The organism is Streptomyces sp. NPDC052682 (assembly GCF_040678435.1).
Taxonomy (GTDB): Bacteria; Actinomycetota; Actinomycetes; order Streptomycetales; family Streptomycetaceae; genus Streptomyces.
In genome coordinates this window covers 1-20,997 of the sequence record NZ_JBFATS010000026.1, presented here as the reverse complement: position 1 = coordinate 20,997, position 20,997 = coordinate 1, and the positions used below count along the sequence as shown (strand labels likewise).

General features: G+C 71.7%; 21 protein-coding genes. 12 read left to right on the top strand and 9 right to left on the bottom strand.

Annotated features, from left to right (window positions below):
• The first annotated feature begins 29 nt into the window (after nucleotides 1–29).
• The 4 genes from AB0K80_RS30745 to AB0K80_RS30730 all read left to right on the top strand — a co-directional run bounded on the left by AB0K80_RS30745 (nucleotide 30) and on the right by AB0K80_RS30730 (nucleotide 2,503).
• Nucleotides 30–1,352 carry a CynX/NimT family MFS transporter gene (locus AB0K80_RS30745; RefSeq protein ID WP_365675311.1) on the top strand — a complete coding sequence of 441 codons (1,323 nt, stop codon included), beginning with the start codon at nucleotides 30–32 and terminating at the stop codon, nucleotides 1,350–1,352.
• Nucleotides 1,353–1,400: 48 nt separating this feature from the next.
• On the top strand, nucleotides 1,401–1,517 hold the full coding sequence (locus tag AB0K80_RS30740; protein WP_365675309.1) for an SGM_5486 family transporter-associated protein: 117 nt from the start codon (nucleotides 1,401–1,403) through the stop codon (nucleotides 1,515–1,517).
• A gap of 196 nt (nucleotides 1,518–1,713) precedes the next feature.
• Nucleotides 1,714–1,920 (top strand): hypothetical protein, encoded by a 207-nt coding sequence (locus AB0K80_RS30735; RefSeq protein WP_365675307.1) that lies wholly within the window; start codon nucleotides 1,714–1,716, stop codon nucleotides 1,918–1,920.
• Between the two features lie 64 nt (nucleotides 1,921–1,984).
• Nucleotides 1,985–2,503: a histidine phosphatase family protein gene (locus AB0K80_RS30730; protein WP_365675305.1), complete on the top strand. Its 519-nt coding sequence runs from the start codon at nucleotides 1,985–1,987 to the stop codon at nucleotides 2,501–2,503.
• 124 nt (nucleotides 2,504–2,627) lie between these two features.
• Here AB0K80_RS30730 and serB read toward each other — a convergent pair whose 3' ends face one another.
• The gene (serB, locus tag AB0K80_RS30725) at nucleotides 2,628–3,836 is read right to left on the bottom strand and encodes a phosphoserine phosphatase SerB (protein WP_365675303.1); all 1,209 of its coding nucleotides are present in this window, start codon (nucleotides 3,834–3,836) and stop codon (nucleotides 2,628–2,630) included.
• A 146-nt stretch (nucleotides 3,837–3,982) separates the two neighbouring features.
• Nucleotides 3,983–5,902: a streptophobe family protein gene (locus AB0K80_RS30720; protein WP_365675301.1), complete on the bottom strand. Its 1,920-nt coding sequence runs from the start codon at nucleotides 5,900–5,902 to the stop codon at nucleotides 3,983–3,985.
• Between the two features lie 240 nt (nucleotides 5,903–6,142).
• Here AB0K80_RS30720 and AB0K80_RS30715 point away from each other — a divergent pair, with 240 nt between their 5' ends.
• A complete protein-coding gene (locus tag AB0K80_RS30715; RefSeq protein WP_365675300.1) occupies nucleotides 6,143–8,668 on the top strand; it encodes an FHA domain-containing protein in 2,526 nt (841 codons plus the stop codon).
• 100 nt (nucleotides 8,669–8,768) lie between these two features.
• Here the strand turns inward: AB0K80_RS30715 and AB0K80_RS30710 are convergent, their stop codons facing one another.
• From AB0K80_RS30710 to AB0K80_RS30700, 3 genes are all read right to left on the bottom strand, one after another.
• On the bottom strand, nucleotides 8,769–9,557 hold the full coding sequence (locus tag AB0K80_RS30710; protein WP_365675298.1) for a transglycosylase SLT domain-containing protein: 789 nt from the start codon (nucleotides 9,555–9,557) through the stop codon (nucleotides 8,769–8,771).
• A 338-nt stretch (nucleotides 9,558–9,895) separates the two neighbouring features.
• Nucleotides 9,896–10,996: an S-adenosylmethionine:tRNA ribosyltransferase-isomerase gene (locus tag AB0K80_RS30705; RefSeq protein WP_365675296.1), complete on the bottom strand. Its 1,101-nt coding sequence runs from the start codon at nucleotides 10,994–10,996 to the stop codon at nucleotides 9,896–9,898.
• Entirely contained in the window at nucleotides 10,993–11,691 is a 699-nt protein-coding gene (locus tag AB0K80_RS30700; protein ID WP_365675294.1) for an SDR family NAD(P)-dependent oxidoreductase, read from the bottom strand. Before AB0K80_RS30700 ends, AB0K80_RS30705 begins: the two co-directional genes overlap by 4 nt.
• Before the next feature lie 254 nt (nucleotides 11,692–11,945).
• On the opposite strand from AB0K80_RS30700, the gene AB0K80_RS30695 reads away from it, so the two are divergent.
• From AB0K80_RS30695 to AB0K80_RS30685, 3 genes are all read left to right on the top strand, one after another.
• On the top strand, nucleotides 11,946–13,115 hold the full coding sequence (locus AB0K80_RS30695) for a GAF domain-containing sensor histidine kinase (RefSeq protein ID WP_365675292.1): 1,170 nt from the start codon (nucleotides 11,946–11,948) through the stop codon (nucleotides 13,113–13,115).
• The gene (locus AB0K80_RS30690) at nucleotides 13,108–13,749 is read left to right on the top strand and encodes a response regulator transcription factor (RefSeq protein WP_365675290.1); all 642 of its coding nucleotides are present in this window, start codon (nucleotides 13,108–13,110) and stop codon (nucleotides 13,747–13,749) included. Before AB0K80_RS30695 ends, AB0K80_RS30690 begins: the two co-directional genes overlap by 8 nt.
• 157 nt (nucleotides 13,750–13,906) lie before the next feature.
• Nucleotides 13,907–14,152 carry a chaplin gene (locus AB0K80_RS30685; RefSeq protein WP_365675288.1) on the top strand — a complete coding sequence of 82 codons (246 nt, stop codon included), beginning with the start codon at nucleotides 13,907–13,909 and terminating at the stop codon, nucleotides 14,150–14,152.
• A gap of 132 nt (nucleotides 14,153–14,284) precedes the next feature.
• Here AB0K80_RS30685 and AB0K80_RS30680 read toward each other — a convergent pair whose 3' ends face one another.
• On the bottom strand, nucleotides 14,285–15,085 hold the full coding sequence (locus AB0K80_RS30680; RefSeq protein WP_365675287.1) for a hypothetical protein: 801 nt from the start codon (nucleotides 15,083–15,085) through the stop codon (nucleotides 14,285–14,287).
• 149 nt (nucleotides 15,086–15,234) lie between these two features.
• On the opposite strand from AB0K80_RS30680, the gene AB0K80_RS30675 reads away from it, so the two are divergent.
• The 3 genes from AB0K80_RS30675 to AB0K80_RS30665 all read left to right on the top strand — a co-directional run bounded on the left by AB0K80_RS30675 (nucleotide 15,235) and on the right by AB0K80_RS30665 (nucleotide 17,666).
• A complete protein-coding gene (locus AB0K80_RS30675; RefSeq protein WP_365675285.1) occupies nucleotides 15,235–16,032 on the top strand; it encodes an ABC transporter ATP-binding protein in 798 nt (265 codons plus the stop codon).
• 95 nt (nucleotides 16,033–16,127) lie between these two features.
• A complete protein-coding gene (locus AB0K80_RS30670) occupies nucleotides 16,128–16,559 on the top strand; it encodes an NfeD family protein (protein WP_365675283.1) in 432 nt (143 codons plus the stop codon).
• 147 nt (nucleotides 16,560–16,706) lie between these two features.
• Nucleotides 16,707–17,666, top strand: a complete 960-nt coding sequence (locus tag AB0K80_RS30665) for an SPFH domain-containing protein (RefSeq protein WP_365675282.1) — start codon at nucleotides 16,707–16,709, stop codon at nucleotides 17,664–17,666.
• A 114-nt stretch (nucleotides 17,667–17,780) separates the two neighbouring features.
• Here AB0K80_RS30665 and AB0K80_RS30660 read toward each other — a convergent pair whose 3' ends face one another.
• The 3 genes from AB0K80_RS30660 to AB0K80_RS30650 form a co-directional block, all read right to left on the bottom strand.
• A complete protein-coding gene (locus AB0K80_RS30660) occupies nucleotides 17,781–18,287 on the bottom strand; it encodes an HNH endonuclease (protein WP_365675280.1) in 507 nt (168 codons plus the stop codon).
• Between the two features lie 187 nt (nucleotides 18,288–18,474).
• Nucleotides 18,475–19,014, bottom strand: a complete 540-nt coding sequence (locus AB0K80_RS30655; RefSeq protein ID WP_365675279.1) for a YbhB/YbcL family Raf kinase inhibitor-like protein — start codon at nucleotides 19,012–19,014, stop codon at nucleotides 18,475–18,477.
• A gap of 41 nt (nucleotides 19,015–19,055) precedes the next feature.
• On the bottom strand, nucleotides 19,056–19,838 hold the full coding sequence (locus tag AB0K80_RS30650; protein WP_365675278.1) for a sporulation protein: 783 nt from the start codon (nucleotides 19,836–19,838) through the stop codon (nucleotides 19,056–19,058).
• 151 nt (nucleotides 19,839–19,989) lie between these two features.
• On the opposite strand from AB0K80_RS30650, the gene AB0K80_RS30645 reads away from it, so the two are divergent.
• Nucleotides 19,990–20,640 (top strand): DNA-3-methyladenine glycosylase, encoded by a 651-nt coding sequence (locus AB0K80_RS30645; protein ID WP_365675276.1) that lies wholly within the window; start codon nucleotides 19,990–19,992, stop codon nucleotides 20,638–20,640.
• Nucleotides 20,641–20,997 lie beyond the last annotated feature (357 nt).

Below are 20,997 nucleotides of genomic sequence, written 5' to 3'. Positions count from 1 at the left end.
CATGGCACATCCAATCATCCTATGATTCTATGATGGAGGGCATGGCTAGCGAGGAAACCCGGACCACGTCCACGACCGTTGGCGCCCCGGCCGCGCCCGACGCCCGGGTATCCGGGGAACCCGGCACGCGTGCGTGGACGGCACGCCTGCTCGTCGTCGCCCTCGTGCTGTCCGCCCTGAACCTCCGCCCCGCCATCACCAGCCTCGGCGCCCTCCTGGAGGAGGTCCGTGACGGGCTCGGCATGAGCGGCAGCGTGGCCGGACTGCTCACCTCCGTACCCCCGCTGTGCTTCGCCGTCTTCGGCGTCACCGCGCCGCGCCTGGCCCGCCGCTTCGGACCGGCCACCGTGGTGTGCGCCGGTATGGCGGCCATCGCCGCGGGCCTGCTCATACGCCCGTACACCGGGGGCACGGCCGGCTTCCTGGCCGCCAGCGCCCTCGCCCTCATGGGGATCGCGGTCAGCAACGTCCTCATGCCGGTCATCGTCAAACGCTGGTTCCCCCACCGGGTGGGGTCCATGACCGGCTTGTACTCCATGGCCCTCGCCCTGGGCACCTCCGCCGCGGCCGCCGTGACCGTGCCCATGACCGACGCGCTGGGCGGCCGCTGGGAGACGGGCCTGGCCATGTGGGCGGCGCTCGCCGGGGTGGCCGTGGTGCCGTGGATCCTGTTCGTACGGGACCGGGGGCCCGCCTCCGGCACGCCGTCCGAAGCGGCCCCCGGCACGTCGTCCGAGGCGGCGCCCGGGGGCGCGGACGCTCCCGCGCTGCGGATCACCCGGAGCCGTACCGCCTGGGCGCTGGCGGTCTTCTTCGGGCTGCAGGCCACCGCCGCCTACATCACCATGGGCTGGATGGCGCAGATCTTCCGCGACGCGGGCGTGCCCGCGGGCACCGCCGGTGTGCTGCTCGCCGTCACCATGGTGATGGGCGTGCCCCTGGCCTTCGTCATCCCGCGCCTGGCCACCCGGCTGCCCCACCAGGGCCCGATCGCGCTCGCCCTCGGCGTGTGCGGCCTGGCCGGATACGCCGGGCTCTACCTCGCCCCCGCCGCCGGCGCGTGGGCCTGGGCCCTGCTGCTCGGCGTCTCCAACTGCGCCTTCCCGCTGGCCCTGACCATGGTCGGGATGCGAGCCAGGACCGGCGCGGGCGTCTCCCAGCTGTCCGCCTTCGCGCAGAGCACCGGCTACCTGATCTCCATACCGGGGCCGCTCCTGGTGGGCGTGCTCTACCAGCACAGCGGGGGCTGGGGACTGCCGATCGCGCTCATGGTCGCCCTGATGATCCCGCAGATGCTGGTGGGCGTCCTGGCCGGGCGCGACCGCACGGTGGAGGACGAGGCGGCCCGCTGACCCCACCCCCGGGAACGCGGGTCTCCGGTGGGGTGGGAGACTTGCCGCATGCCCGTGCTCGACCCGAACCCCCAGCACAGCCAGAAGAAGATGCTGCTCGTCTTCGGCGCCTTCTTCGCGATCTTCATCATCATCGGCGTCATCGCCACCCTCGCCTCCCCCTGACCGGGCCCGCGCCCGGCCCTGGTGGGGTCAACCCCCGCATCCCCTAGGGGGTGAGGGTCAGGGTCAAGTGGGTGGGTCTCCGGATGGGTCGGGGTCCGTGCGTTCCGTAGCGTCGAGACGTGACCGCGAGCGGCGCGTCACACGGCACCGCGACGGACCACGATCACGGACCACTCGATGACGAGCGGAGGCACTCATGGCGGCCCCTACGCACCCACGGCCCCACCCGGCGACCCGGGACGGCGCCGGTCACTGCCTGCCCTGGTGGGCCCTCGCCCTGCCCGCGCTCGCCTTCGTCGCGCTGCTCGCCCTGATCCTCGACCCGTCCGACGCCCACGCCGCCGCCGGGGACCCCGTGATCACCCGGCTCCTGCAGCACCTGCAGCAGCTGACGGCCCGCTGAGCGCCGCCGCGCCGCCCGTCAACTCCCTGCGCCAGGTGGCCTGTTTCATGCGAAGCTGGGTTCCATGAGCGTCGCAGAACCCCGCAGGATCGTCCTCTTCCGGCATGCGAAAGCCGACTGGCCACAGGTGCCCGACCATGAGCGTCCGCTCGCTGAGCGGGGCCGCCAGGACGCCCCGGCGGCCGGGCTGAAGCTGGCCGCCACCGGTATCGCCTTCGACCTGGCCCTGTGTTCCACCGCCGTGCGGACCCGCGAGACCTGGAAGCTCGCCGTCCAGGAGTTCCCGCAGCGACCGAAAACCGTCTACGAGGAGCGGATCTACGAGGCTTCGCCCGGCGAGCTGATCGCCGTGCTCAACGAGACCCCCGACGACATCCAGAACGCCCTCCTGGTCGGCCACAACCCGGGCGTGCACGGCCTCGCCGAGATCCTGGCCGGCTCCGCCGAGGGCGACGCCCGGGAGCGGATGAGCCGCCGCGGCTTCCCCGCCGCCGCCTTCGCGGTCCTGTCGTTCAGCGGCCCCTGGAAGTCCCTGGAGCCGGGCGTGGCGACACTGGTCGACTACTGGGCGCCGACGGAGTGACGCACCGCGCGTGAGGCGGGTCCGGCGCCGGTGTGCGGGGCCGGACCTCGTCGCGGGGAAGCCGGGGCGGGGTTGCCGGCCGGGTTCTCCAGGAGGACGGGGTGAGGCTGCCGGCGCCCGGGGTTCAGCTGCCGTCCAGCGTGTCCGCCGCCTCGACCTCTTCCCGGGTGATGCCGAGCAGGTACAGCACGGTGTCGAGGAAGGGGAAGTTCACCGCCGTGTGGGCGGCCTCCCGTACCACCGGCTTGGCGTTGAAGGCGACGCCGAGCCCGGCCGCGTTGAGCATGTCCAGGTCGTTGGCGCCGTCGCCGATCGCGACGGTCTGCGACAGCGGCACACCCGCCTCCGCGGCGAACCGGCGCAGCAGCCGTGCCTTGCCCGCCCGGTCCACGATCTCGCCGGTGACCCGGCCGGTCAGCTTGCCGTCGACGATCTCCAGCGTGTTGGCCTGGGCGAAGTCCAGCCCCAGCCGTTCCTTCAGGTCGTCCGTGACCTGCGTGAACCCACCGGAGACCACCCCCACCTGGTAGCCGAGCCGCTTCAGTGTACGGATCAGCGTCCGGGCACCCGGCGTCAGCCGCACCTCGGTGCGCACCTTGTCGACGACCGAGGCGTCCAGCCCCTCAAGCAGCGCCACGCGCGCGTGCAGCGACTGCTCGAAGTCCAGCTCCCCGCGCATCGCCGCCGCCGTCACCTCGGCGACCTTGTCCTCGCAGCCGGCGTGCGCGGCGAAGAGCTCGATGACCTCGTCCTGGATGAGCGTGGAGTCCACGTCCATGACGACCAGGCGCTGCGCCCGCCGGTGCAGGCCCGCCGCCACGACCGCCACGTCGATGCCGAGTTTCGCCGCGTCGGTCACCAGGGCGGTGCGCAGCGGCTCGGTCGCCACGCCGGACACCGCGAACTCGACCGCGGTCACCGGGTACTTCGCGAGCCGGAAGATACGGTCGATGTTGCCGCCGGCCTTGGCGATCCGGGCGGCGACGGCCGCGGTCGCCTCGGCGGTGAGCGGGTGGCCCAGTACGGTCACCAGGGAGCGGCCGAGGCCGCGCGGGCGGTTGTCGCCGATGCCGGAGATGATCTCCGCCTGCATCTTCATGGACTCAGCCCAGCTGTGGACGGTCGCCCGCAGGTCCCCCTCGAGCCCCCGGGGCGGCTCGGTGACGAGCGCGCACAGCACCATGCGGCCTCGCGTGACGACCTGCTCGATGTCGACCACGTCGACGGAGTAGGCGGCGAGGGTGTCGAAGAGGCCGGCCGTGATGCCCGGCCTGTCCTTGCCGAAGATCTTGACAAGGAGGGTGGGGACGTCAGAGGTCTGCGAAGCGCTCATGGTGGTTCCACCGTATCCGGCAGGCGCCGTCCTGCGCCGCCGAGGTCCGTCTGGCGGACAGCGGACTCCGGGTGCCGCCGCGGCGGCGCACGGGTGGCGAAACGGCCGGCGGACCGCTCCTGTCCGTCGCCGTCAGCCCGGGTGCTTCACCCCGTACCGCCCGGCTTCGGCGAAGGCGGCGGGGGAGGAGGCGGTGGCGGCGGCCCGTCCCCGGGCCTGGTCGGCGGCCCGTCCTCAGGCCTAGGGCGCGGTCGCCGCCCGGCCCTCGGCCCCTGCGGAGCCGGCCCGATCGGCCGCACCACCGTGGGCGCCCCGTACATGTCCACGTCGTCACCCCCACCCCCCGACACCTCCCCGGGCGACCGCGCCTCCTCCGGCCGCCGGGGCCCTGCGGGGCGTGATACGTCCCCGGGCCGACGGGGCTCGCCGGGCGGCGGAGGTGCGTCGGGCCACCGTGGGGTGCCCGCAACCCCGGGCTCGCGAAGTGGTGGAGCTGTCTCGGGCCGCTGCGGCACCCGCAGGTAGGGGTTGGTGTCCGGGTCGGGCGGTCGGTACGGCGTCCCCGGCGTGTAGGGCCCGCCCTCCCGTGCCGAGACATCCCCGAGACCCCAGGCGGCCGCCCCCGCCCCCACGTCCCCCCACCCCGCCGTCACCGCCCGCCGCCCAGCCGCCCCACTCGCCCACGCCGCCGACGCCCCCACGGCCCCTGCTCCGGCCCCCCACACGGCGCCGAGCAGCAGGGCCGTGCCGAGGCGCCCGTGCAGCTCGACGCCCGCGTCGAACGCGTCGAAGCCGAGCACCGACAGCGAGGCGCCCACGGACACCTCCGTCAGCCAGGCCAGCAGCGGCAGGGCCAGCGCGCCGGCGGCCCCCAGCCGCAGCGCGCACCGCCCGGCGAAGCGAAGCGCACCTGCGCCTCGTACGGCTGACTCCGGACCCGGCCCGGGACCGCCCGGCGCCACCGCGGGAGCGGGCGTGCGCACCGCCGTCAGCACGCCCGCCAGCAGCATCAGCAACGCGGCCGCCACCCCCAGCAGCCACACCCGCGCGTCCAGCTCGGCCAGCCGCCCCAAGGTGACGGACCGCCCGGACCCCACGCGCAGCAGGTCGTCCAGCGGATCGGGCAGCAGCCGGGCCGGCTCCCCCGTCGCCTGCCCGTCCCACGGCACGAACAGGCCGATCGGCACCCCCGTCCACACCCCGTTGGGCGCGCCGAGCAGCGCCGCGCCCGCGATCCGCCCCGGGTGGTCGTCGCCGGCCGCCGCGTACGCCGCCGCCGCGAGCCCGGCCGCGACCGCCACCAGCAGCACGGTCACCACCGCGGAGACGGCGGGCCGTACGACCCGGTGCAGGACCTGCCACCCGCGTGGCAGGGGAGTACGGCGCGAGGCCAGCAGGGCGATCAGCAGGATTCCCGCCGACCAGCCGAGCCCGCCGAGCAGGGTCGGCGCCGTGTCGACCGTGAAGCCGACCGTCGCCCGCGCGTCCACGAGGTCACCGACCCGGTCCGGCAGCAGTCCTGAGATGTCGCCGAGCCCCGGCACCTGCAGGCCACCGTCCCCGCCTCCGCCCGGCAGGTCGTCCAGCCCGAGCGAACTCCCGTCGAGGGTGATGACGTCGTGCCCCGCCCAGGCCAGGCCGCCCAGCATCGCCACGAACAGCGCGACCACCGCCCCCGCACGCGCGAGGAGTTCGGCCGGTGCGATCACAACTCCCGCGCCGCGCAAGGACCTCAGGAAGAAGAACGCCAGCAGCAGTGCCCCCACCAGGCTGACACCGAGTGGCGTGATCTCGATGGCGGTGCCGGCCTGCGCACCGGTCAGCCCGAAGGCGGACACGTCTGCGGACGGCGTGACCGAACCACCCGCCCCCAGCGCCACCACAGCCGCGGTCATCGGCCCCAACGACCCCGCCGCGTCCGCCTGGAGCAGGTGCAGCCCCAGGGCCGCCGTCCCCGCCATCCCGATCAACGCCCAGCTCACGGCGGCGACCGCGCACAGCACCACGTCCCCCCACGGCACGCGCGCACGGCCCGCCCCGCTCTCGACGCTCCCGGACGCGTTCATGGCAGACCCCCCGATCCGCGGCGCGGCACCGTCGCCGCGCTTGTCCCCCTCGCGTGGAATACCACTTTCCGGCCCGGTTTCCACCCCGTCAACGGAAACGGGCGAAGCGCCCGTACGCGGTCTTCCCGAGGCCCGACTTTCGGTCAGAGGGCTGAGCCTGAAATAGTTCCCCCCGATGTTCGACATCCCTAGACTCCCCATGTCGGGGGTAACTCGGGGGACAACTCAGTGGGGCATGGAGTGCCTGAACTCGTACTGGAATCAAACGGACGGACCTGGACGCTCGATCCGTCCAGGTCGTACACGCTCGGACGCGACCCGCAGGGTGACGTCGTGTTCGACGACGCCAGGGTCTCCTGGCGGCACGCCACGGTCAGCTTCGACGGCCGCAGTTGGGTCATCGAGGACCACGGCAGCACCAACGGCACGTTCGTGCAGGGCCGGCGCATCCAGCAGTGGGAGATAGGCCCCGGTACCGCCGTGCACCTGGGCAACGCGACCGACGGGCCGCTGGTGAGCCTGTCCGGCTCCGCCGCCGCCGTCGCCGCGCCGCAGGCCCAGCCCCAGCAGCAGCCGTACGCCGCACAGGGCGCGAACCCCGGCTGGGCGCCGCAGGCACCCGCCCAGCCCGCGCCGCAGCAGCAGGCACCGCAGGCCGGCTGGCAGCAGCCCCAGCAGCCTGCCCCGCACATTCCGCAGCAGCAGGGCCCCGGTGGTGGCGCGGGGGCGCCGCCGGTCCACGGCGACCGCAGCCCGACCACGTTCCACCAGTTCTCCCTCGGCCGTGTGATGCGCATCGGCCGTGCCCTGGACAACGAGCTGGTCGTCTCCGACCTCCAGGTCTCCCGCCACCACGCCGAGTTCCACGCGACGCCCGACGGCCGCTTCGAGATCCGCGACCTCGGTTCGCACAACGGCACGTACGTCAACGGCCAGCCGATCGCCAAGGGCGGCTCGGCGGTGCTGGGCCCGACCGACATCGTGGGCGTCGGCCACTCGACGTTCCGGATCGTCGGCGACCGGCTGGAGGAGTTCGTCGACACCGGTGAGGTGTCCTTCTCCGCCCGCCACCTGACCGTCACGGTCGACGGCGGCAAGCAGATCCTCAAGGACGTCTCCTTCGGCGTCCCCGAGAAGTCGCTGATCGCGGTCATCGGCCCGTCCGGCTCCGGCAAGTCGACCCTGCTCAAGGCGCTCACCGGCTACCGCCCGGCCGACCAGGGCGAGGTCCTCTACGACAACCGGAACCTCTACAAGCAGTTCGCCGAGCTGCGCCAGCGCATCGGCCTGGTCCCGCAGGACGACATCCTGCACAAGGAACTGACCGTCAAGAAGGCCCTGAAGTACGCGGCCAAGCTGCGCTTCCCGGCCGACACCACGGCCGCCGAGCGCGACGCCCGCATCGACGAGGTGCTGCGCGAGCTCAAGCTCGACATCCACAAGGACAAGAAGGTCACCTCCCTCTCCGGCGGCCAGCGCAAGCGCGTCTCCGTGGCCCTGGAGCTGCTGACCAAGCCGTCGCTGATCTTCCTCGACGAACCGACCAGCGGCCTCGACCCGGGTATGGACCGCGACGTCATGCAGCTGCTGCGGGGCCTGGCCGACGACGGCCGTACGGTCCTGGTCGTCACCCACTCGGTGGCCGAGCTGGCGCTGTGCGACAAGCTGCTGGTGATGGCGCCGGGCGGCGCGGTCGCCTACTTCGGCCCGCCCGAGGAGGCGCTGAACTTCTTCGGCTACGACACCTGGGCCGACGTCTTCTCCGCCTTCGAGAACTACCGCGACTACGACTGGGCGGGCCGCTGGAAGGGCTCACAGCACTACCAGATGTACGCCGCGGACGTCGACGCGGTGGCGCCGCAGTCCGTACAGGTTCCGCCGATGCAGGCGATGAAGCCGCCGAAGCCGCAGGGCTGGATGTCGCAGTTCGTCACCCTGGTGCGCCGCTATGTCTCCGTCATCGCCTCCGACCGGGGCTTCCTCGCCCTGATGGTGATCCTGCCGGCCGTGCTCGGCGCGGTCAGCCTGCTCATCGACGCGGACCGGGGCCTGCTGCCCAACCCGCCCCATCCGCAGACCGGCCGGATCATCCCCAACGGCACGGCCACGACCGTGCTGCTGATCCTCGCCGTCGGCGCCTGCTTCGCGGGCGCGGCGAACTCCGTCCGTGAGCTGATCAAGGAACGGGTCATCTACGAGCGGGAGCGCGCCACCGGCCTGTCGCGCTCGGCGTACCTGATGTCCAAGGTGTTCGTGCTCGGCGTGATCACCGTGCTGCAGGGCCTGTTGGTCGGCGTCATCGGCTTCGCCAGCCGCGAGATCCCCGACGAGGGGCTGGTCCTGGGCGGCGCCACGCTCATCGAGCTCTCCCTGCCGATCATGGCCCTGGGCTTCACCTCGATGATGTTCGGCCTGATCATCTCGTCGCTGGTCAAGACCGCCGAGAAGACCATGCCGCTGCTGGTCATGTTCGCGATCATCCAGGTCGTGTTCACCGGCTGCCTGTTCACGCTGCACGGCTCGATCGGCGTCAACCAGTTCTCGTTCCTGATGCCGTCGCGCTGGGCGGTGGCCGCCGCGGGCGCCACGCTGGACTTCAACAAGATCAGCCCGCCGGAGACGGCCGGCGACACCGACCCGCTGTGGGACCACACCCTCGGGGCCTGGCTCATGGACATGGGCGCGCTGATCGCCCTCGGTGTGATCTGCGGCTTCTTCGTGGCCCGCTTCCTGCGCCGCCATGAGCCCGAGGTCATGCGCAAGTAGCCGTATCGGCCTCTCTTCCTGACGCCCCGAAGGGCGGCACCCCGTCAGGTGGGTGCCGCCCTTCGGCGTGTGCGATCGCGAGAAGAGGTCCGCGCCGACCTCAGTACGCGCTGTTGACGTTGTCCATGGAGCCGTACCGGTCGGCCGCGTAGTTGCAGGCGGCGGTGATGTTGGCGACCGGGTCGTAGATGTTCCAGGACGTGCCCGGGACGTGGTACGCCTTGAAGGTCGGCGGGATGACCTGGAGCAGGCCCTTGGACGGGATGCCGTTGATGGCGTTGATGTCCCAGTTGTTGATGGCGTTCGGGTTGCCGGACGACTCCCGCATGATGTTGCGGTAGATGCCGTTGTAGGAGCCCGGGATGCCGCGCTTCTTCATGATGTCGAGCGACTCGCGGATCCAGCCGTCGAGGTTGTTCGGGTACGACTTCTTGGCAGCGGCCTTCTTCACGGCGGCCTTCTTGGCGGCGGCCTGCTTCAGCTTGGCGCGCGCGGCGGCGCGGCTGGCGGCCTCCTTGGCCTTGCGCTGCTGCTCGGCCTTCTTCTTCGCGGCCTCGGCGGCGGCCTTCGCGGCGGCGGCCTTCTTGACGGCGGCGGCCTTCTTCGCCGCCTCGGCCTTCTGCTTGGCGGCCTGCTGGGCCTTGAGGGTGGCGGTGAGCTGGTCGGCGACGCTCGCCTCGACACCCTTGATCTGCTGGGAGTTGATCTTCTCGGAGCTGTACGCCACCGCGGCCTTCGGAGCGGCCTCGGCCGTGGTCGTCGACGCCTCGCCCGGCACCGCGGAGAAGCCGAGGGCGGCGGCACCGAGGGCGGCGACACCGGCCATGGCGATCTTGTGGTGACGGGTCAGGGCACGACTGCGGACACGACTGAGCAGGTTCTTGGGCATGGGAAATGGACCTCTTCGAGTAGCGCGGAGGTCGCTCTTCGTCCGGTGGGGACAGGGTGCTTCCGGCACAAACGCCGCGGGACATAACCCACGGCGCTGAGCGACGGAAGCAATTCTTAGCTGGCGCAAAAACGCCAGGCAAAGGTGTGACGTACGAAGCCGGGTAGTGGATCAGGAACTGACAAAACGGGGCAGACAGGACTGTCTGCCCCGCTCAAACCGGGCGTATCCGTCTCCTACGGGCGTTCGTACGTGACCTGCGTCCTATGCGAGGGCTCACATCAGGCCACCCTCGCTCTCACCGGTGGTTGCTGGCGCAATGCGCTCCGTAAGCGACTTCACCCCGGCAGGACGAGATGCACGTCTCCGAACTCGTGCCACAGGTACCGCGCGCGCAGCGCCTCCTCGTAGCCCCGCTCGACCGCCTCCCGCCCGGCGACCGCCTCCAGCATCAGCAGGTGCGAGGCCTCCGGCTCGTGCAGCCCGGTCAGCAGCCCGTCCACCACCCGCACCCCGCGCCGAGGCGTCACCACCAGGTCCGTCCACCCCGCACGCGCCCGTACGACCCCGTCCGGCCCGGCCGCCGACTCCACCGCCCGCACGGCCGTCGTCCCCACGGCGATCACCCGTCCGCCCGCCCGTCTCCCACCGCCACCCTTCCAAGGAAGCGCTTCGCGCCCTCCCTGATCCGCCGTCGCGGCGTTGATCAGCCGCGCCGACGCCTCCGGCACCGCGAACCGCTCCGGATACGGCGGCTCGTGTGCCTCCGCCGAGGACACCCCGGTGTGCAGTGTGACCGGCGCGAACTGCACCCCCCGGCTCACCAGCTCCGCCACGATCCGCGCCGTGAAGGGCCGCGCCGCACTCGGCATCTCCGCGCTGCCCGACCCGTCGGGCGCCGGCAGCGCGAACACCGTCTGGTAGGCCGACAGCGGCTGGTCCCGCTCGGTGTAGGCGTACCGAATGGGCCGCCCGTGCTCCCGCAGCAGCCCCGGCACGTCCGCGCTCCCCGGTACGCCTGCCCACCACAGGCGGCCGCCATGCGCGCTCAGCGGCTCCTCCAGCACCAGCCGCACGCCTCCGGGCAGCCGCACCTCCCTGCCCGCGCGCCCTCCCGCACGCGCGCGCGTGGTGCCCCGCCCGTCGGGTTCCCGCAGCTCGACCGCCCAGCGGCCGTCGTCCCCCCGGGTGGAGAAGTGCACCACCACGCGCGCGTGCCCGATCCGCCCGTCCACGGCGGCCGCCAGCGTCGGCGAGGTGTTGACCACGAGCAGATCCCCGGCCCGCAGCAGCCGCGGCAGCTCCGTGAACGCGTGATGCGTGACACGTGTGCCGTGTGACACCAACATCCGCACGGCGTCCCGGTCCAGCCCGGGTCCCCGCTGCTCGACCGGCACCCGAGCGGACAGCTCGCGCGGAATCCGTACGGCCAGGCTCATCGCCGCCCCTCCAGCAGCGCGGGAGCCCCATAGCGGCCGCTCGCCGGACGCTCGTCCAGCAGCCGCAGGAACGCCGGCACCACACTCACCGGGTCCGGCCGCGGCCCTTCATCGTCCGGTACGGCCGCCGCGTACAGGTCCGTCGCCATGTCCCCGGGGTCCACCGCCCAGACCCGCAGCCCCGGCTCCTCCACACCGAGCACCGCCACCAGCTGGTCCAGCGCCGCCTTGGACGCCCCGTAACCGCCCCAGGTCTCGTACGCCTCGGCCGCCGCGTCCGAGCTGACGGCGATCACCGTGCCCTGCCGCGCGGCCCGCAGCAGCGGCAGCGCCTCCTGCACCAGCCCCAGCGCCGCCACCAGGTTCACCTCCAGCGCCCGCCGCAGCCCCTCCAGGGGCAGCTGCTCCAGCCGCACCAGCGGCTCGGCGCCCAGCGCGCTGGCGTTGTGCACCAGCAGGTCCACACCGCCGAGCCGCCAGGCCGCCGCCACCAGCTCGGACCGGTGCCCGGGGTCCGTGACGTCCCCCGGCAGGGGCGTCACGCGCGTGCCGTACGCCGTGAGCTCCGCGGCCGCCTCCCGCAGGACGCCGGTCCCCCTGGCGTCGAGGACCAGGTCCCAGCCCCGCGCGGCCAGCGCCTCGGCCAGCGCCCGCCCCAGTCCCTTCGAGGCCCCCGTGATGATCGCAACCGGCATGGCATCCGTCCCCTCGTCCTCGCTGCCGCCTGATCGGCATGTCCTCAACCTAGGAACCGGGCTCCCGGCGCCGCCTCGGGCGCCGGGAGCACCGCACCGGGTCCCTTCGGCCTACGCCCTCGCACCGCGTTCCTTCGGCCTACGCCCCCGCGCCGGGGCCCGGGTCCTAGGCCGCTCGCCCTAGGCGCACCGGCCCAGCCACCGCCGTCACAGGCCCGATCCGCACGGTCACACCCCGCCGGTACGGTGAGGACATGAGCCACGGTCCCCGGTCCGGCCTCGCCGCGGTGAGCTCCGCGCTGCTGGCCATGAGCAGGCATCTGGAGGTGCGCGACGTCCTGAAGACGATCGTCGCCTCGGCCCGCGAGCTGCTCGACGCCCAGTACGCCGCCCTCGGCGTCCCCGACGATCACGGCGGCTTCGCCCAGTTCGTCGTCGACGGCGTCAGCGACGAGCAGTGGAAGGCCATCGGCCCCCTGCCGCGCCAGCACGGCATCCTGGCGGCGATGCTCCAGGAGGCCAAGGTCGAGCGCCTCGCCGACGTCCGCAAGGACCCCCGCTTCGAGGGCTGGCCCAGCGCGCACCCCGACCTGGCCGACTTCCTGGGCCTGCCGATCCGCGACGGCGACGAGGTCCTCGGCGCCCTGTTCCTGGCCAACAAGCGGCGCCCCGGGGAGGGATACTCCCCGTGCGCGCAACAGGACGGCACGTGCGGCTTCACCGCCGAGGACGAGGAACTGCTCGGCATCCTCGCCCAGCACGCGGCCATCGCCCTGACCAACGCCCGCCTCTACGAACGCAGCCGCGAGCTGACCATCGCGGAGGAACGCTCCCGCCTCGCCCACGAACTGCACGACGCCGTCAGCCAGAAGCTGTTCTCCCTGCGCCTGACGGCCCAGGCCGCCGCCCGCCTGGTGGACCGCGACCCCTCCCGCGCCAAGGGCGAACTGCAGCAGGTCGCCGCCCTGGCCGCCGAGGCCGCCGACGAACTGCGCGCCGCCGTCGTCGAGTTGCGCCCCGCCGCCCTGGACGAGGACGGCCTGGTCGCCACCCTGCGCACCCAGGTCCAGGTCCTCGACCGGGCCCACACCGCGCGCGTGACCTTCACCGGCCGGGGCGTACGCGCCCTGCCCGCCGCCCAGGAGGAGGCCGTGCTGCGGGTCGCCCAGGAAGCCCTGCACAACGCCCTGCGCCACTCCGGCGCCGGACACGTCGAGGTGACCCTGGAGCGCCGGGGCTCCGGAGCCGTGCTGCGCGTCACCGACGACGGCGTCGGCTTCGACCCCCGGGCGGTCCGCCGCGCGGGACGCCACCTGGGCCTGGTCTCCATGCGGGACCGGGCGAGCGGGGTCGGCGGGAGCCTGACCGTGGAATCGGCGCCCGGCAAGGGCACCACGATCGAGATGGAGGTCCCCGGTGGCTGACGCAATCAAGGTGCTGCTCGTCGACGACCACCAGGTCGTCCGCCGGGGCCTGCGCACGTTCCTCGAGGTGCAGGACGACATAGAGGTCGTCGGCGAGGCGGCCGACGGAGCCGAAGGGGTCGCCCGCGCCGAGGAGCTGAAGCCCGACGTCATCCTCATGGACGTCAAGATGCCGGGCATGGACGGCGTCGACGCCCTGCGCAGACTCCGCGAACTCGGCAACCCCGCGCGCGTGCTGGTCGTCACCAGCTTCACCGAACAGCGCACGGTGGTCCCGGCCCTGCGCGCGGGCGCCGCCGGGTACGTCTACAAGGACGTCGACCCCGACGCCCTGGCCGGAGCCATCCGCTCGGTCCACGCCGGCCACATCCTCCTCCAGCCGGAGGTGGCCGGCGCCCTGCTCTCCCAGGACGAGGCCAACTCCGGCCAGGGCCGGGCAGGTTCGCTGACGGAGCGGGAGCGCGAGGTGCTCGGCCTGATAGCGGACGGCCGCTCCAACCGCGAGATCGCCCGCGCCCTGGTGCTCTCCGAGAAGACGGTCAAGACCCACGTCTCGAACATCCTGATGAAACTCGACCTGGCGGACCGCACCCAGGCGGCCCTGTGGGCCGTACGGCACGGACTGACCAGCTGAAAACCCCTTCGTACGGCAATACGGAGGGTTCCGCTCCGGGCAGAGATTCATACCGTCGTGGGAATGTCCCTCATATGGCGCAACCTTCGTGGATCCCCGCCGTTCTCCAGTGCGTGCTGCGGCGCCTGCCGCAGCCATCGCAAGGAGGGCTCAGAAAGTGAAGAACCTGAAGAAGGCAGCGGCCGTGACGATGGTGGCCGGTGGCCTGCTGGCCGCCGGGGCCGGGATGGCCTCCGCCACCGACGGTGCCCACGCCGGCGGCTCGACCGCGGGCTCGCCGGGCGTCGCCTCCGGCAACCTCGTCCAGATTCCGGTGGACGTCCCGGTCAACGTGTCCGGCAACAGCGTCAACGTCATCGGCGTGCTGAACCCGGCCTTCGGCAACTACGCCGTCAACCACTGACACCCACCTCCGAACCCGAGCCGGAGGTGACCACCGGCCTCCCGGGCTTCCCGGGAGGCCGGTCAGGCCGATCGCGGGGCCGGGGGCGAAGTCCCCAGGTACCTCGGCGCCCGAGTACGTATCAGGCCGGGGTCAGCGAACTCCCCGCTCCCGCTCCTCCACCACGGAGTTGTACGCCGCGACCTGCGCCCGCCGAGCCGTCCGCTCCACCGGCCGCAGCGCCTCCCGCCGCGCCGCCATCTCGGACGCGCTCACCGCACCCCCCGGCCCGGGTCCTCGCCCGTCCCGCGTCGCCAGCGAGATCAGCGTTCCCACCCGCTGCGCCAGCTCCAGCACACGCACGGCCCGCGCCGGATACCCCGGCGCCAGGACGTCCCGCCGCTGCTCCGCCCGGGCCCGGTACGCGTCGATCGCCGCCTCCGCCACCGGCCCCGACCCGGCCACGTCCAGCCGCGTCAGCACCTCGGTCGCCTCCCGCAGCGCCTCCGCCAGCTCCCGCTCGGCCTCGCCCAGCGACGGCACATCGGCCGGCGGCGCCTCCCGCACCGGCAGGCAGTGCCACACCACCTCGACGTGCACATCGCCCTCGGGCCCGGCCTCGTACACCTCCGGCACCAGCCCGAACGCGGCGCCGTAGCAGATCACCGCCTCCTCGGCGTCCAGCGCCCGCGCGTTGAACTCCGGCGGCCCGCTCAACCCCAGCGGATGCCCCGGCGCGGGCAGCGCCACCCGCAGCCCCCTCGCCCCGAGCGTCCGCAGCCGCCCCAGCGCGAGCGTCAGACCGACCGGCCCCGACTCCCCGGGCAGCCCCTCCACCCGGTGCGCGGCGTCCTCCCCGACGATCGCGGTCACCGCGTCATCAGGTGAGACAAGTCCGGCCAAAAGGGCGTTCCCCCAAGCGGTGAGAAGCCCTGCGCGTGGTTCCGTGAGCATGCCCCCACCCTAAGGACCGGACCGAAGGAATGGAGAAGCCGACCGGTGGCGTAGATTTCCTTGGGGGCTGCGCACCACCGGCGCGGACCGAGCCACAGGCGTACGCGACAGCCGAGACCGGCCACACTGCAAGGGGAGACAACGCGCTCATGAGCGATGTTCTGGAACTTCAGGACGTATCCGTCATCCGTGAGGGACGAGCGCTGGTGGACCAGGTCTCCTGGTCGGTCAAGGAGGGCGAACGCTGGGTCATCCTCGGCCCCAACGGCGCCGGCAAGACCACCCTGCTGAACCTCGCGTCCACCTACCTCTTCCCCAGCAAGGGCACCGCCTCCATCCTCGGCGAGACCCTCGGCAAGCCCGGCAGCGACGTCTTCGAGCTGCGCCCGCGCATCGGCATGGCCGGCATCGCCATGGCCGACAAGCTCCCCAAGCGCCAGACCGTCCTGGAGACCGTGCTGACCGCCGCGTACGGCATGACCGCCACCTGGCACGAGGACTACGAGGAGATCGACGAGCAGCGCGCCCGCGCCTTCCTCGACCGCCTCGGGATGAGCGAGTACCTGGACCGCAGGTTCGGCACCCTGTCCGAGGGCGAGCGCAAGCGCACCCTGATCGCCCGCGCCCTGATGACCGACCCCGAGCTGCTGCTCCTCGACGAGCCCGCCGCCGGCCTGGACCTCGGCGGCCGCGAGGACCTCGTCCGCCGCCTCGGCCGCCTCGCGCGCGACCCCATCGCCCCCTCGATGATCATGGTCACCCATCACGTCGAGGAGATCCCGCCGGGCTTCACCCACGTGCTCATGATCCGCCAGGGCAAGGTCCTCACGGCAGGCCCGCTGGAGCTCGAGCTCACCTCCCGCAACCTCTCCCTCTGCTTCGGTCTCCCGCTCGTCGTCGAACAGATGGGCGACCGCTGGACGGCCCAGGGCCTCCCGCTGTCCTGACCTGGCCCGACACCCTCAACACCTCGGGGAAGAAGGCCATTTCAACCTGATCGGCGCCCTGTCCGCGACAGGGCCCGCACCCCTACCATGACCATGTGGACATCGATGCATGGGTGTGGTGGCTGATCGGCGCGGCAGCGCTGGGCATCGGGCTCGTGATCACGGCCATGCCCGAACTGGGCATGCTCGCGGTGGGCGCCGTCGCCGCCGCGGTGGTCTCCGGCATCTTCGGCGGCGGTGCCGTCCTGCAGGTGGTGACCTTCGTCGTCATCTCGACCGCCCTCATCGCCGTCGTACGGCCCATCGCCAACCGGCACCGCGCACAACGCCCCCAACTCGCCACCGGCGTGGAGGCGTTGAAGGGCAAGCAAGCCGTCGTCCTGGAGCGCGTCGACGGCTCCGGCGGCCGCATCAAACTCGCCGGAGAGGTCTGGTCGGCCCGCGCCCTCGACGCCGACCGCGCCTACGACGTGGGCCAGCAGGTGGACGTCGTGGACATCGAGGGAGCCACGGCGATCGTCATATGACCCCAGGCGACGCAACTGGGCGGAACACCTCACGACGTTCACGACCGTCTGTCACACTCGACCAGCAAGATCTTCAACAGCAAGATCTTCAACAGACATAAGATCTCCCGAAGGCGCCGAGGCGGAGAAGGGTACGGGGAGCCGACGATGGAACCGGTCATCATCGTCCTGATCATTCTGGTGGTGTTGGTCTTCATCGCCCTGATCAAGACGATCCAAGTCATCCCACAGGCCAGCGCGGCCATCGTCGAGCGCTTCGGCCGCTACACGCGGACGCTGAACGCGGGCCTCAACATCGTCGTCCCGTTCATCGACACCATCCGCAACCGCATCGACCTGCGCGAACAGGTCGTCCCGTTCCCGCCGCAGCCGGTGATCACCCAGGACAACCTGGTCGTCAACATCGACACCGTCATCTACTACCAGGTGACCGACGCCCGGGCCGCGACGTACGAGGTCGCCAGCTACATCCAGGCCATCGAGCAGCTCACCGTCACCACGCTCCGCAACATCATCGGCGGCATGGACCTCGAGCGGACCCTGACCTCCCGCGAGGAGATCAACGCGGCCCTGCGCGGCGTGCTCGACGAGGCCACCGGCAAGTGGGGCATCCGCGTCAACCGCGTCGAGCTCAAGGCCATCGAGCCGCCCACCTCCATCCAGGACTCGATGGAGAAGCAGATGCGCGCCGACCGCGACAAGCGCGCCGCGATCCTCCAGGCCGAAGGTGTCCGGCAGTCCGAGATCCTGCGCGCCGAGGGTGAGAAGCAGTCCCAGATCCTGCGCGCCGAAGGTGAGGCCAAGGCAGCGGCCCTGCGCGCCGAGGGCGAGGCCCAGGCCGTCCGCACGGTCTTCGAGGCCATCCACGCCGGCGACCCCGACCAGAAGCTCCTCAGCTACCAGTACCTCCAGATGCTCCCGAAGATCGCCGAGGGCGACGCCAACAAGCTCTGGATCGTCCCCAGCGAAATCGGCGACGCCCTCAAGGGCCTGTCCGGCGCGGTGGGCAACTTCGGCGCCATGGGCGGCGGTTCCGGCAACACCGGGACCTCGGGCTCGTCCGGCAACGGCGGCTCCGACCGCCGAGAGAAGCCCTCGATCGACTGACCCGACCCCGACAACACACGTTCCCCGCACCCACCCCCAAAGGGCGCGGGGAACGGCGCGACAAGCCACAGACAACCGCCCGCCACAAGACAACGTGGACCCGGCAGACGCCCCCTACGCAGCGCCCAGGGCCAACCACTCCGGCAGCGCCTCAAACTCCTCCTGGGCCAGCGCCAGCAACATCGCGTTGGCCGGCGTCGGCTCGAACGGCTCCCGCAGCAATGTCATCCCGGCCTCCTCCGGAGTCCGGTTCGCCTTGCGGTGATTGTCCTCCGCGCACGCGGCCACGGTGTTCAGCCACGTGTCCTGCCCGCCCTTCGACCGCGGCACCACGTGGTCCACGGTCGTGGCCCGCCGGCCGCAGTATGCGCACCGGTGCCGGTCCCGGACCAGCACACCCCGCCTCGACCACGGCGCTTGTCTTCGAAACGGCACCCGTACGTACTGGCAGAGCCTGATCACACGGGGCGCCGGTATGTCGACCGCGGCTCCTCGCATCCGCAGTTCGGGATGGGCCTGCTCGACGACGGCCTTGTCCTGCAGCACCAGAACGACGGCTCGGTTCAGCGTCACCGTCGACAGCGGCTCGAAGCTCGCGTTCAGCACCAGCGTGTCCCGCATTCCAGCCCACCTCCCGTGTGCCCTGGCCCACCCCTCGGCGGGCTGGGATCAACTCTGGCCGGGCACGCCGGGATGGACAACGCAATATCTGCTGCTCCACGAGGGGTGACCTCCGCGACCCCCGGCAACAAAAATGCCCGCCTCTGATCACTTCCAAGACCAGAGGCGGGCAAACGTTCCGTGAACGTCAGGCTTCGGCGGGCACCTCGTACTCACCGATCAGCTGGGCGCGCGCGAGCGTGTGGAACCGCAGGTTGAAGCCCACGACGGCGGGTGTCGCGTCCGCGTCCACACCGAGCTTCTCCTGGTCCACGGCGTACACCGTGAACACGTACCGGTGCGGCCCGTCCCCGGGCGGCGGCGCGGCACCGCCGAAGTCCCGGGTGCCGTAGTCGTTGCGCACCTGGACGGCACCTTCCGGCAGCCCCTCGAAGGCACCGCTGCCCGCACCCGCCGGCAGCTCCGTCACCGAGGCCGGGATGTCGAACACCACCCAGTGCCAGAACCCGCTGCCCGTCGGGGCGTCCGGGTCGTAGCAGGTCACCGCGAAGCTCTTGGTCTCGGCCGGGAAGCCCTCCCACCGCAGGTGCGGCGAGGTGTTGCCCTTCGCGTGGACCTGGGCGTCCTTGAGCGTCGCGCCCTCCTGGACGTCCTCGCTGGTCACCGTGAACGACGGCACGGGCGGATGGAAGTCGTGGGGGAGCGGCCGCCGCTTGAGCTCGGTCACCTCGGTACCTCCTGATCGGTTCCTTGCGTAGGACTCCGAGCCTAGAACCAGTTCCGCTTGCTGCCGACTTCGGCCAGCCACTGGTTGAGGTACGCCGCCCAGTCCGTCCCGTGATAGTCGTTCAGCCCCACCTGGAACGACCGGAAGGTGTCACTGCCCTCGCTGAACAGGCCCGGCTTCTTGTCCATCTCCAGCACCACGTCCATCGCGTGCTCGTCGGCCACGAAGCTCAGCTCGACCTGGTTCAGCCCGCGGTACTGCTGCGGCGGGAAGAACTCGATCTCCTGGTAGAACGGCAGCTTCTGCCGCGTACCCCGGATGAGACCGCGCTCCATGTCCGCGTTCTTGAACCGGAAACCCAGCTGGATGAACGCGTCCAGGATCGCCTTCTGCGCCGGCAGCGGATGCACGTTCACCGGGTCCAGGTCGGAGGAGTCCACGGCCCGCGCGATCGCCAGCTCGGTCGTCACCCCGATGTGCATCCCGCGCAGCGCCTGCCCGTCGATCATCGTGATCGGCGTCTCCCACGGGATGTCCAGCGTGAACGGCACCGCGTGCACCGCGTTCGGCTGCAGCTGGAAGGCACCACCGAGCTGCACCTTGGTGAACTCGATGTCCTGCTTGTACTCCTCGTCGCCGCTCTCGACCTCCACCTTGGCCTGCAGCCCGACCGACAGCCCCTGGATGTCCTGCTCCACGGAGCCGCCCTGGATCCGCACCTCGCCCTGGACGACACCCCCCGGCACGACGTTGCTCTCCGTCAGCACCGTCTCGACCGAAGCCCCGCCGGCCCCCAGACTCGCGAGCAGCTTCTTGAACGCCATGACTCTCCCTATGTGTGGACCCGTACGTCGGAACCCTTGATCCCTACAAACGCCATCCGGCCGTGGCCGGTTCCGCGCCCTCCCACCCTGGCAAGGCGAGCGCTGTGCGGCCACCCCGCCACACCATCGGTCTCCAGTACCCTCGGACGGCATGATCGCGACCCCCGACCGTACGCCCCTGCCCAGGGAGTTCTTCGACCGGCCCGTCCTGGAAGTCGCCCCCGACCTCCTGGGCCGCGTCCTCGTACGCACCACTCCGGACGGTCCGATCGCCCTGCGCCTGACGGAGGTCGAGGCCTACGACGGCCCGAACGACCCCGGCTCCCACGCCTATCGCGGCCGCACGGCGCGCAACGGCGTGATGTTCGGTCCGCCCGGACACGTCTACGTCTACTTCACCTACGGCATGTGGTTCTGCATGAACCTGGTGTGCGGCCCGGAGGGCAGGGCGAGCGCGGTGCTGCTGCGCGCCGGAGAGATCATCGAGGGCGCCGAACTGGCCCGCACCCGTCGGCTCTCGGCCCGGAACGACAAGGAACTGGCCAAAGGTCCGGCCCGTCTGGCAACGGCCCTCGGCGTGGACCGCTCCCTCGACGGAACGGACGCGTGCGCCTCCGGCGACACCCCCCTGCGGATGCTCACCGGCACCCCCGTGCCCCGTGACCAGGTACGCAACGGCCCCCGCACCGGAGTGGCCGGCGAGGGCGGCAACGGAGACGCCCACCCCTGGCGCTACTGGATCGCCAACGACCCGACGGTGAGCCCGTACCGGGCCCATGTCCCCAGGCGCCGCCGAAGTTGACGTGGTCGCGGGAGGTGCGTAATGTGGCCCGAGCCGCTGAACCGGGTACTGCGATCGTCAGCAGCCGGAGCGGCCAACCCACTACCTACGAGCACCCCTCAGCGGGGTCGATTCCGGCGTGCCCGCATGCCTGAATTCGAACCCGCGGAACCCGATTATGAATCGGGCGGGGGAATCGGTTAACGTAGTGAATGTCGAAAGGCCAGCGGCGAAAGCCAAAGCCAGCCGACAAATCCCGCCGACCGGGAATCGGGTCCGAAAGGATCTGATAGAGTCGGAAACACCGAAGGGAAGCGCCCGGAGGAAAGCCGCGAGAGAGTCTCTCGGGTGAGTACGAAGGAAGCGTCCGTTCCTTGA

Coding starts and splice junctions, on each gene's coding strand:
- AB0K80_RS30680 (WP_365675287.1), bottom strand. CDS start 15,085: ATGCTCACGGAACCACGCGCAGGGCTTCTCACCGCTTGGGGGAACGCC.
- AB0K80_RS30660 (WP_365675280.1), bottom strand. CDS start 18,287: ATGCGGGACACGCTGGTGCTGAACGCGAGCTTCGAGCCGCTGTCGACG.
- AB0K80_RS30665 (WP_365675282.1), top strand. CDS start 16,707: ATGGAACCGGTCATCATCGTCCTGATCATTCTGGTGGTGTTGGTCTTC.
- AB0K80_RS30650 (WP_365675278.1), bottom strand. CDS start 19,838: ATGGCGTTCAAGAAGCTGCTCGCGAGTCTGGGGGCCGGCGGGGCTTCG.
- AB0K80_RS30720 (WP_365675301.1), bottom strand. CDS start 5,902: ATGAACGCGTCCGGGAGCGTCGAGAGCGGGGCGGGCCGTGCGCGCGTG.
- AB0K80_RS30730 (WP_365675305.1), top strand. CDS start 1,985: ATGAGCGTCGCAGAACCCCGCAGGATCGTCCTCTTCCGGCATGCGAAA.
- AB0K80_RS30735 (WP_365675307.1), top strand. CDS start 1,714: ATGGCGGCCCCTACGCACCCACGGCCCCACCCGGCGACCCGGGACGGC.
- AB0K80_RS30740 (WP_365675309.1), top strand. CDS start 1,401: ATGCCCGTGCTCGACCCGAACCCCCAGCACAGCCAGAAGAAGATGCTG.
- AB0K80_RS30695 (WP_365675292.1), top strand. CDS start 11,946: ATGAGCCACGGTCCCCGGTCCGGCCTCGCCGCGGTGAGCTCCGCGCTG.
- AB0K80_RS30675 (WP_365675285.1), top strand. CDS start 15,235: ATGAGCGATGTTCTGGAACTTCAGGACGTATCCGTCATCCGTGAGGGA.
- AB0K80_RS30705 (WP_365675296.1), bottom strand. CDS start 10,996: ATGAGCCTGGCCGTACGGATTCCGCGCGAGCTGTCCGCTCGGGTGCCG.
- AB0K80_RS30645 (WP_365675276.1), top strand. CDS start 19,990: ATGATCGCGACCCCCGACCGTACGCCCCTGCCCAGGGAGTTCTTCGAC.
- AB0K80_RS30710 (WP_365675298.1), bottom strand. CDS start 9,557: ATGCCCAAGAACCTGCTCAGTCGTGTCCGCAGTCGTGCCCTGACCCGT.
- AB0K80_RS30745 (WP_365675311.1), top strand. CDS start 30: ATGATGGAGGGCATGGCTAGCGAGGAAACCCGGACCACGTCCACGACC.
- serB (WP_365675303.1), bottom strand. CDS start 3,836: ATGAGCGCTTCGCAGACCTCTGACGTCCCCACCCTCCTTGTCAAGATC.
- AB0K80_RS30700 (WP_365675294.1), bottom strand. CDS start 11,691: ATGCCGGTTGCGATCATCACGGGGGCCTCGAAGGGACTGGGGCGGGCG.